General features: G+C 55.4%; 11 protein-coding genes. All 11 read left to right on the forward strand.

The window, feature by feature from the left end; translation table 11 throughout:
- Positions 1-795: NAD(P)-dependent oxidoreductase (locus tag AC221Y_RS14025; protein WP_486707560.1), on the forward strand; the 795-nt coding region annotated here is incomplete at its 5' end.
- Entirely contained in the window at positions 792-1,784 is a 993-nt protein-coding gene (locus AC221Y_RS14030; RefSeq protein WP_299752675.1) for a Gfo/Idh/MocA family protein, read from the forward strand. The genes AC221Y_RS14025 and AC221Y_RS14030, both read left to right, overlap by 4 nt.
- Positions 1,785-1,889: 105 nt before the next feature.
- Positions 1,890-2,543 carry a GntR family transcriptional regulator gene (locus tag AC221Y_RS14035; protein ID WP_299752672.1) on the forward strand — a complete coding sequence of 218 codons (654 nt, stop codon included), beginning with the start codon at positions 1,890-1,892 and terminating at the stop codon, positions 2,541-2,543.
- A gap of 72 nt (positions 2,544-2,615) precedes the next feature.
- The gene (locus AC221Y_RS14040) at positions 2,616-3,404 is read left to right on the forward strand and encodes an ABC transporter ATP-binding protein (protein WP_299752669.1); all 789 of its coding nucleotides are present in this window, start codon (positions 2,616-2,618) and stop codon (positions 3,402-3,404) included.
- Positions 3,404-4,279 carry an ABC transporter permease gene (locus AC221Y_RS14045; RefSeq protein WP_299752666.1) on the forward strand — a complete coding sequence of 292 codons (876 nt, stop codon included), beginning with the start codon at positions 3,404-3,406 and terminating at the stop codon, positions 4,277-4,279. Before AC221Y_RS14040 ends, AC221Y_RS14045 begins: the two co-directional genes overlap by 1 nt.
- Positions 4,279-5,172, forward strand: coding sequence for an ABC transporter permease (locus tag AC221Y_RS14050; RefSeq protein WP_299752663.1), 894 nt, complete (start codon positions 4,279-4,281; stop codon positions 5,170-5,172). Before AC221Y_RS14045 ends, AC221Y_RS14050 begins: the two co-directional genes overlap by 1 nt.
- Entirely contained in the window at positions 5,169-6,206 is a 1,038-nt protein-coding gene (locus tag AC221Y_RS14055; protein WP_299752659.1) for an ABC transporter substrate-binding protein, read from the forward strand. The genes AC221Y_RS14050 and AC221Y_RS14055 overlap by 4 nt, the downstream gene beginning before the upstream one ends.
- A 91-nt stretch (positions 6,207-6,297) precedes the next feature.
- A complete protein-coding gene (locus AC221Y_RS14060) occupies positions 6,298-7,389 on the forward strand; it encodes an amidohydrolase family protein (protein WP_299752656.1) in 1,092 nt (363 codons plus the stop codon).
- 18 nt (positions 7,390-7,407) lie between these two features.
- Positions 7,408-8,277 (forward strand): NAD(P)-dependent oxidoreductase, encoded by an 870-nt coding sequence (locus tag AC221Y_RS14065; RefSeq protein ID WP_299752653.1) that lies wholly within the window; start codon positions 7,408-7,410, stop codon positions 8,275-8,277.
- A gap of 63 nt (positions 8,278-8,340) precedes the next feature.
- On the forward strand, positions 8,341-9,705 hold the full coding sequence (locus AC221Y_RS14070) for an SLC13 family permease (RefSeq protein ID WP_299752650.1): 1,365 nt from the start codon (positions 8,341-8,343) through the stop codon (positions 9,703-9,705).
- An 85-nt stretch (positions 9,706-9,790) separates the two neighbouring features.
- The coding region (locus AC221Y_RS14075) for a phytoene desaturase family protein (RefSeq protein ID WP_486707561.1) at positions 9,791-10,983 on the forward strand (1,193 nt) is incomplete at its 3' end.

The raw sequence follows: 10,983 nt of genomic DNA on the forward strand, positions 1-10,983 counted from the left end.
AACCGATCCGCTGGCAAAGCGCAAGGTATCGCTGGCAGCACCGTAATGGAGACCCCTCGCGCGGTGGTCGAAGCGGCGGACATTATACTATCCGTTCTGGCGAATGACGGCGCACTTGATGCCGCCTACCATGGACCGGGCGGCATCTTAGAAGCCGACCTAACCGGCAAGACAATCATTGAGTTCTGCACAACGTCCCCTGCAACCGTCATCGCGCTGGAAAAATCTGTTGAGGCGCGCGGTGGACTGTTTCTGGAATGTCCTGTCAGCGGCAATGTTGTTCCTGCACGCTCAGGTCAACTGATGGGATTGGCTGGCGGAAAGCAGGCCGCCTTCGACAGCGCGCAGCCCTTGTTGGCGAAACTGACCCGCAGGCTTGAACATCTGGGCCCCACAGGATCGGGTGCGGCGATGAAGCTGGCGGTGAACCTGCCGCTGATGGTCTATTGGAGTGCCTTGGGTGAAGCCGTCGGTCTGGCTATGGCGAAGGGCATTGATCCTGCCCTTGCGCTAGATGTGTTGGCCGATAGTTCGGGTGCCATTGGTGCCGCCAAGAAGCGCGTTCCGCCGATCTTGAGCATGTTGGTGGATCAAGACCCCGGAGTTGTCAGCCTCAGCCTGAAGAACGCAATCAAGGATATGAAACTGATGGAGGATTTGGCCGTAAGCAGTGGTGGCCCTTCAGGCGTTATCGCGGCGACGCTGGCAAAAGCAAAAATCGCGGCAGCGAGCGGATGGTCGGACTATGACAATTCGCTGGTTGGCGTATTTGGCCAGGGAAAGGCAACGACATGATTGGCACGGCGCTAGTTGGATATGGTTGGTGGGGTCAACACATTGCACGACGGCTTAAAGATCACCCGCAATTTGATCTGCGTTGCGTGGTTGAACCAGTGATTGCATTGCACGCGGACATTGAAGGCCTTGGACTGACGGTCGCGCAAAACTACGACGTGGCCCTCGCCGATCCAAACGTGCAGGCGGTCATTCTTACATCGCCCAATGACCTGCACGTCAGCCAGATCGCACAGGCCGTAGCCGCGGGAAAGCACGTGTTCTGCGAAAAACCACTGTCGCTGTCATCCGCAGGAGCGCGTGATAGCATTCAGGCCTGCCGCAGCGCGGGTTTGGTGTTGGGCGTGGGTCATGAACGACGGTTTGAACCCGCCATCCTAGCACTGCGCGACCTGCTGGACGCGGGCGCGCTGGGAACGATCATGCACACTGAAATGGCTTTTAGTCATGACAAATTAATCACCTTAACCTCTGACAGTTGGCGCACTACTAAGGCCTTCGCCCCTGCCGCTGGAATGACCCAGATGGGCATTCACCTGACCGATCTGCTGATCGCGTTTTATGGGCCGGTAGCATCCTTGCATGCGATCACCGCTGATCGCAGCTTGGGCTGGGAGACCGGCGACGTTATTACCGTTCAAATGCAATTCAAAGCGGGCATGACTGCCACTTTGCAGGCAATCCTGCACACGCCGCACTTTATCCGGACGCATGTATTTGGCAGCGATATGTGGGTAGAAATTCGCAATGCGACCCATCCCGATACGCCCGGCGGTAAATCGACAATGGAACGCTATCGCAGCATCGACGACGCCGATACAGAGGTCTTTGATTGGAGCGACAGCGTAACCGCCAATCTTGAAGCATTTGGCGCGGCGATCCGTGGTGAAGCGCCCTACCCCTATTCCGACTTCGAATTGCTCCATAATATAGAGGTGTTAGACGCGATTGTGCAATCCGCTGAGACAGGCCAATCTGTCCAGCTCTGAGCGTGGGCGGGCGTATCAAGATTCCAGATAGTCACTATTACGAGCGATGAATTGACCAAACCTGTCCGCCCACCTTACCCTTTGTGAGATATCAGGGGGGATCGGATGTCATCTGATTTGATGCGACATCGTATTTTTGAAGAGCTGCGCGAGGATATCATGTCCTGTGATTTGCAGCCTGGTGAGGAGCTGCGCGAAGTCGCCCTTGCCGAAAAATATGGTGTCTCAAAATCGCCGATCCGCGATGCGCTGCAACGGCTTGAGTTTGAAGGCTTGATTGAAATCGCCCCCCGTCAGGGCCACCGCATTGCGCCAATTTCAATCAGTGACGCCCATGACATCCTTGATCTACGTGAAATTCTGGAAACCGCAATGGCGCGCCGTATTGCAGCCGATGCCAGCATCGAAAACCTCGCTGCGCTGGACGATTTTCGCACGGCGGACCTGTCATCGTTGCCGGAATTTGCCCGCTACAACCGCAACTTCCACGCCAAAATCAACGAATTGTCCGGGAACCGTCGGCACGCTGATACGATGCGCAGTCTGATGGATAATTACGAACGCCTGTGCATCGTGTCCCTGTCGTCGCGCCATCAAGAGGCGAATGCGATGCAGTCCGCGCTGGATGACCACAATAAAATCATCGACGCGCTGCAGTCCCGCGATGGACGCGCTGCCGCCCGCCTTTGCGCCAAACATATCCGAAAATCGCACGTGCAAGTCATGCGCGGGCTGAAAAACCGACCCGTGATCGAGTAACCGATATGTCGCTGCCTGATATTTCACGCGCTGAGAAAATAGTGACCGCGTCTATGCACAAGAAAGCACAAAATGAAGGCTGATCAGATACAAACACACGCCGCCGATCAAGAAGTCGTCGTCAGCGGACGGGGTGTTGAAAAGACATTTGCCGATGGATCCGTGATTGCCCTGCAAGACGCCAATTTCGAGATCAAACGCGGATCGTTTGTATCACTCGTTGGCCCGTCAGGATGTGGTAAGTCCACCCTGTTGCGGTTGATCTCAGGCCTTATCGCACCGACGTCGGGGGAGATCGCGGTCCATGGAACTGCGGTGACTGGGCCGCGCGCCGATATCAGCATGATGTTCCAAAAGGCGACACTACTTGAATGGCGCACCGCGCTTGAGAACGTGCTTTTGCCGACCGAAATCACGGGTACCCCAACTAAGGCCGACAAGAACCGCGCGTTCGATCTTCTCAAGTTGGTTGGGCTTGAGGACTTTGCGTTTTCTTTCCCCGCTCAACTCTCTGGCGGGATGCAGCAACGCGTCGCCCTTGCACGGCTTTTGCAGACGGGCGCTGACATTCTTCTTCTCGATGAACCGTTTGGCGCGCTTGATGAATTCACACGCGAACACCTGAATATGGAATTGATGCGCATTGTTGAAGAGGTCGGGGCCACAGCGATTTTTGTGACTCACAACATCGCAGAAGCGATTTTCTTGGCGGATCAGGTTGTCGTCATGACATCGCGTCCGGGTCGCATGGCCAAGATCGTCAATGTCGATCTTGAACGCCCACGCCCCTTGTCCATTCAGACTTCGGTCGAATTCAACAAACTGGTCGTAGATGTTCGCGAAACACTGGGTGAGATGTAATGGCCGTCCAAGATATAATTCCGGGCCCCCAGCCCTTTGCGGACAGCGCTCGCACACTCGGCCGCAAGCGAATAATGCGTCACGCTGGTTTATTCATCACGCTAGTTTTGCTGTGGGAATTCGGATCACGGATCGGCTGGCTAGACCCGCTGTTTTATCCGCGCCCGTCCAATATCATGTGGTCATTCTGGCTGATATATGTCCAGAACGGCAATGTCTGGTATCATCTTTATGCCACGATGAGCCTTGTTCTTATGGGCTGGATCGGTGGATCAGTCCTGGGAATTGGCCTTGGGGCTTTGGTTGGCTTTAACCCGGTTCTGCGACGTTTTCTAAAGCCCTACGTCATTGTTCTTGAGGCAACACCACGGATCGCCGTCGCGCCCTTGCTGATCGCAGCGCTTGGATTTGGGGCCAGCTCAAAGATCGCGATAATCGTGTTGGTTTGCTTTTTTGCGCCTTTTATCAATACGCTGTCTGGCGTCATAAATGTGGACGAAGAGCGCCTTGAACTGTTCCGGTCTCTGCGGGCATCCAAGATGCAGGTGTTGCGCAAGTTGGTGCTGCCTGATGCAATCCCGATCATTATGGCGGGCGAACGTTTGGCCCTAACGGCGGCCCTGTCAGGCGCCCTTGTGGCTGAATTTATCCAACGCGACGAAGGCATCGGATCGCTGATCCTCGTCTACACGCGCAACTTGAATATGGCATCCGCCTTCGCGTGCATCTTCACGCTGACGATCTTGGGCTTTCTGATTTTCAAGGGCATGGAAAAGATCGATCACTACGTGGCCTTCTGGAAATACGAAAGTGGTCGGGAACGCGTCAGCGTCAAACGTCGCAGTGCAATGGCCCAAGTTGGGGCAAGCAGATAATGTCCGATCAAAAACGCCCAACTTCATTCCGGATATTCGATTTTCTATTCGGGGTTTTGCCGCACCTGATCTTGTTCGCTGTGATCATCGGGCTTTGGGAAATGGCCGTGGTGTCCGGCCTGATCACATCCATTATCATCCCACGCCCTAGCGCGATCGGCAGTGCGATTGTGAAGCTCTACATCACCGAAGGCACGATTTATCGCCACTTCTTCATCACGCTAACCGAAGCAGTGGTTGGCTTTCTGATCGGTGCCGGCATCGCAGTCAGCTTGGCGGTTTGTTCGTCGCTCTCGGAAACCTTCAAGCGGTATGTGATCCCCTATGCGATCGTGTTGAACGTGACACCGGGCATCGCGTTGACCCCCGTTATCATTGCGTGGTTCGGGTATGGAATGGGATCTAAGATCGCGCTGGCTGCAATCATCTCGTTCTTCCCGATCTTCGTGAACACGCTCACAGGGCTTGTTCAGGTTGACGAAGACCGTGAGGAATTGTTCCAGTCTTTGGGCGCCAGCAACTATCAGGTTTTTCGTAAATTCCGCGTCCCAGCAGCGCTGCCTTTGATGTTTGCCGGACTTAAGATCGGTATGACCACAGCCCTGATCGGGGCCGTTGTCGCCGAGTTCGCACAAGCAACTGATGGTGTCGGGGTCCTGATGAGCCGATTCTCATTCCAGCTGAATATGGCAGCGTCGCTCGCCACATTGCTGAGCATGACAGCCATCGGCCTCATCCTTTTTTACACTATGGAGTTTCTAGACGACCGGATCGTGTTCTGGCGTCGAGAGAGCCGTCGCGCGGCTGCGTCACGCGCGCGTGCCCGAGCATGGGAAAACCAGCTCGGAGATAAGACGCGACAAACTCGTTTTTCTGGGAGGAAAATAAAATGAAGATGTTCAAAGCAATAATGCTGTCCACTACTATGGCCGTGGTCGCTGCGCCAAGCGTAAGTTTCGCGCAGGACACTACAATCAGCGTGATCAAACCGACGCCACGTTCCGCAGTGTTCTTTCCGCTCGTTGTGGGCGAGGCGCTTGGCTATTTTGCAGATGAAGGGATCACCGTTAATCTTTTGCCATCTGACACGTCGATCCCTTACGTGGCATTCATTCAAAACGGTCAGGCCGATCTTGCGATGCTTGACCCGAATGAAACGATCAATGCGCTGAATGCAGGTGCAAATATCAACACCGTGTATGAAGTGATGCAGAACGCACCCGAAGGCATCGCGGTGCTGGCAGGTGGCGAATACACGTCTATGGAAAGTCTCGTGGGCACCACTGTCGGTCTGGTTTCCGACCGTGACCGTGCATTCCTGCAGGCAGCCCTCGATATCGCTGGGAACACAATCGATGATGTCCAGACGGTTGTGTTGGGCGAAAGTGGCCCAACCCTCGCCGCGGCAATCCGCGACGGAAATGTATCAGCGATTTCCGGTTCAGTGTTTGACTGGGCCGCCCTTGTGGCCAACGGGATCGAACTTGATCAGGTAACACCAGAAGAACTGCTGGCCAGCCCCGCGAACACCCTCGCGATGAACGCCGATATGATCGAGGAGAAGCGCGAAGCAATGGAAGGTTTCTTCCGCGCTTGGTCCAAAGGCATGCACGTGGGCGCCACAAACCCAGATGCGGTTGAGGCGATGCTGCGTCAGGCTGTGCCTGAAGAGTGGGAAGTTGAGGCCGCCGGTATGGGCCTGTTCCAGGGCGTCCTGCCCATGAACATCTCAACCACTGAGCGTATGGGCGATATGCAATCTGATGTCTGGACCAACGTGCAGCCACGTATGCTGTCATCCGGTGCGATCGAGAAGATGGTCGACGTGTCGACGTTCCTGAACGACACCTACATCGAGGCTGCGAACGATTTCGACAAAGCGGTTGTTGAGGCTGACGCCGCAGCGTGGCTCGCAGAAAACCAGTAAGGCAGCCTTTCAGGCAATATGAAAAGCCGTTGCCGGATCAATTCGGCAACGGGCAACTCCCCCCTAACCAATTTCAGCAGGACTCTCATCTATGACCCATTCCACCATCGACACCCACAAAATAGGTGATGCCGTCAACCGCTACGGACCGACGTCTGCGCGCCCCACACCCGCAAAGCCCGGTCGGCTTTCGACTTTGACCGTGGACAGCCACGCGCATGTTTTGATCCCAGAAGCTGCCAAGTATATGGTGCCCTATGTTGATCTCAGCCGGATCGCGATGATCAAATATGCCAACGAATACACCAACATCGTCAACGCCCAGCAGGAAGCTGACCGTGGCCCCGTCGCGATGCAAGACATCGAAGACCGGATGCGGGTTCTTGACGCGCAAGGCATCAACATGCAGATCGTCGCGCCACCGCCACCGCAGTGCTATTATCAATCCCCGATTGAACATGCCGCAGTCGCCAGCCGGATGGTTAATGATGGAATAGCCGAATGGGTCGGCCACAACCCCGACCGCTTTGCTGGGCTGGGAACCGTGCCGCTGCAAGACCCAGATGAGGCCGCGACCGAGCTTGAGCGTGCGATGAGTCTGGGCCTTAAGGGTGTAATGCTGCTCACGAATATGGATAGCGAAGAAATCAGCGCCGACCGGTTTCGCCCCTTCTGGAAGAAGGCCGAAGAGCTAGGCGCGGTTGTTATGATCCACCCGAATGGTTTTACCGAAGGGGCACGTTTCAGCGAGTACTATTTCCAAAATGTTATCGGCAACCCGCTCGAGACGACTACGGCACTGCACTACATCATTTTCAACGGTCTGCTACGGGATATGCCTGACCTTAAGATTTTTGCGGTCCACGGCGGCGGCTATCTGCCATCCTATTCGGGCCGGATCGACCACGCATGGGGTGCGCGCAAAGATTGCGAAGTGAACCTGCCAGAACCGCCGACAAACTACCTCAAGAAAATCTGGATTGATGGCGTGGTCTTCACCGGTCACCAGCTTGAATATCTGGTGCAGCAGTATGGTGCGGATAAGGTCATCATGGGCAGCGATTATCCCTTCGACATGGCCGATTATGACCCCGTTGAACATATCGTAAGCTCCAATTTGTCTGACGAAGACAAAGCCAAAGTGGCAGGCCTTACCGCTCAGAAACTGTTTGGTCTCGGCTGAAAATAGAAAGGTCGCAACATGAAAGTTGGCATTATCGGTTTGGGCATCATGGGCAGCGCCTATGCAGCCAATTTGTTGAAAGCTGGCATTTCGGTTGCAGGGGCTGACCCCGATATCATAGGCCGCGAACAGCTTGAAATCGCAGGTGGCAAAACCCATGAGACCGTCGGGCCATGGTTAACAGAATGCGACCTTGTGATTATTTCCGTCGCCTCGACTTCAGTCTTGGCGGCGGTAACCAAAGAACTTGGGGAGGTTCTGAACCCCGGTCAGGTTGTGATGGAAACAGGAACTTTCGCCATGGCTGACAAGCTTGCGGCGAAAGCGGCGGTGGAGTTGGGTGGCGCTATTCTGCTCGATACTCCAGTCAGTGGAACGGGTAAACAAGCAGCAACGGCAGATCTGGTCATCATGGCCTCTGGCCCGAGCGACGCCATTGCCCATGCAACGCCCTACATGGAACACCTTTGCCATACGATCATGCACGCCGGCGAATTTGGTGCAGGCTCAAAACTCAAATACGTCGCCAACCATGCGGTCGCCCTGCACAATTGTGCGGCAGCCGAAACGCTGCACTACGCAGATTCGCTCGGCGTGGATCGCGATGTGGTCTACCAAATGCTATCCAAGGGCGCGGGCCAGTCCAAGATGCTCGATTTGCGGATGCCTTTGATGATCTCAGGCAACTATACACCGGCGACGGCACATATGGCGATGTTCGAAAAAGACCTGTCGATCATTGGTGCTGATATTCGCGCCCAAGGCATCACCACCCCGATGTTTGATGCAGTATCAGACCTTTATGACAAAAGCTGGACGCTTGTGCCGCAAGACTACGACACCGCCGCTATATTCGAAGTTTACCGCGATATCGACGGTAAGGTTTGACGCCTGCTCTGATCTGGGCTTGCGGCAAGTGTTGGTGAACTTGTTTTGATCGGCAACCTTCCAATGATGTCTGCATCGCAGGGCTTTGCATCCCTCATCGCTGTGGCCGCATTGGTCACAACCATTTCAACGTCAGACCTATCCTTGCAGGTCTTGGCGATCTCCGCCGCTGGGATCACATCCTTTGCCACGCGCAGCCTTCCCGAAGCGACAACCGCAATCCTAATTTTTCTGGCATTTCTCGCCATTGACGTGGTGCCACAAGAGGTCGTTTTCTCCGGATTTGCGGCGAGCGGTTTCTGGCTATTAGTCGGAGGGTTGGTGATTGGAGCTGCCATCACATCTTCGGGCCTTGGCGATCAGATCGCGCGCCGGATTTATGTACATACCGGGGGGTCATACGGCAGGGCTGTCTGGTTCTTGTCTCTGGGTGGCTTGGCTTTGGGTGCCTTTGTGCCTTCCGCCATTCCAAGGGTCATCGTCATCATGCCCATTACACTTTCACTGGCCCGGACCATGGGCATGATACCAGGGTCGCGCGGCCACACCGGTCTATTGATGAGCGCCGCGATGATGACGCTTGTGCCGACATATACATTCCTGACAGCCAACCTGCCCACAATTGTGGAAATGGGGGCGATTGAAATCCTCTATGATCAGCACATCAGCTATGGGGCGTATTTCATCCAAAACGCCCCGATCAATGTGGTGCGGTTTGGGGTGCTATTGATAATGTTGCTGACCTTTGGACGCGGGACCAAGTCGACAAGTGAGCCGCTGACCGACACTGGTGACAGCCCCGATCTGACAACTGAGCAACAACGGCTTTTGTATGTACTCATTTTCGCCATCGGTTTATGGGCGAGTGATACGTGGCACGGCATTGCCCCTGCCTGGGTTGCTTTGACGGCAGCGATGGCCCTATTTTTGCCCGGCGTTGGGATCTTCGGGCCGCAAGCAATGAAAACCGAAATCGACTTTTCTATCGCCTTCCTGATCGCCTCGGTATTTTGCATCAGCGCCGTTATGACCGAGATTGGGCTAGGCGCGCAGATCGCCGAGCTTGTCGTGCCAGCTTTGCGCCTTGGGCAGGGCAACAGCCTTTGGGATGTTTCAGTGATCATAGGGTTTTCTTCGGCCTTGTCGCATCTGACGATTGCACCAGCGACCCCGATCGTGCTGGCACCTTTGGCGTCTTCAATGAGCGAAGCGACGGGCTGGTCGATCAAGGCCGTGGCAATGGCGCATAATGTCGGCTTTTCGACCACAGCACTGCCGTATCAATCGCCTCCACTTTTGATCGGGATTGCCATGGCGCGCATTCCTGTCGGTGCGTTGACACGGCTGTGCCTGATCTCGGCCTTGGTGACCAGCGTGCTGGGGATACCGCTGACATGGGTCTGGTGGGTTTGGTTGGGCGTGATCTAGGGCCACTTATCTTTGACAGCGATGCAGATATTTGGTCATATCCATGCAAACGATTGCGCGAGCGTGATACGTAGGGGACCAAAATGTGATAACCGCAGATATCATCGTTGCTGGCGCTGGCCACAACAGCCTCGTTACCGCCTGCTATTTGGCCTCCGCTGGATATTCCTGCGCAATTCTAGATGCGCGTGCCGTGCCGGGTGGCGGAGCGACGACCGAGGAAATCCTTGGGCCGGGTTACGCTATCGACACCTGTTCAACCGGACACACTCTCATCCAGCAGAATCCACTGATCCGCCTAGATGAGCTTGGGCTGGTTGCAAAACATGGGCTGTCCTACATTGATCCTGATCCCGTGGCCCATGTGGCGCTGCCTGACGGCGAGCAGATCACAATGTTTCTTGATCCCGAAAAGACGATTCGCGAATATGCGCGGTTTTCTGAGCAGGATGCCGAAAGTTATAGGACGCTTCTGACCGAGTTCGCAGAACTTCGCCCAATGCTGGCCGAGGCCCGATCCAAGCCAATCGGGCATGGCAAATCACTGGCAGAAATACTGGCCGCGCACCCGCGTGGCGGCATCTGGTCCCGGCGCATGGCGATGAGCGCGAACGATGTGATCTGCCACGAATTCAAGAACCGCCACATCCGCGCCTTTATGGGCTGGATGGCATTTCAAACCGCTGTCCCGATTGATCAGGCTGGCACCGGGCTTTTGGCCTATCAGATTATTGCGCCACGTCAGGCGCGAAGCTGGTCGATCCCCAGGGGCGGCTCTGGCCGATTGATCGACGCGCTGGTGGGTTATCTACGTGATCACGGCGCAGAGTTTCATTGCGATACCCAAGTGAACGAACTGATCCTTGATGGAGAGCGTTGCGTGGGCGTGCGGGCGGATGACGGGCGCGAGTTTCGGGCGCGCAAGGCCGTGGTATCGACCATTCATGTCAAACATCTTGCACAGATGGCCCCGAAAAGCGCTTGGGGCGAAAGCTTTGTCTTTGGCGCAGAAACTTACAATGTTGGCGTGCCGTTCTTCGCCTCCTACATAGCGACGATGGCCCCACCGGTTTTCAAAACGGCTCGCGGCGACGTCACGGCGGTTTCGGCCGGCTATGCAGGTTGGCTAGAGGATTTGGTCCAGTCAGGCCGGGACATTTACGACGGTGTAATGAGCAAGAATATTCAATGGATGTTAGCAGCGACTCCGTCGCTTGCTGACGCTGGGCGCGCGCCGGAAGGGCACCATACGGTCAAGCTATTGACCCACACAATCTA

It is taken from the genome of Boseongicola sp. (genome assembly GCF_057460485.1).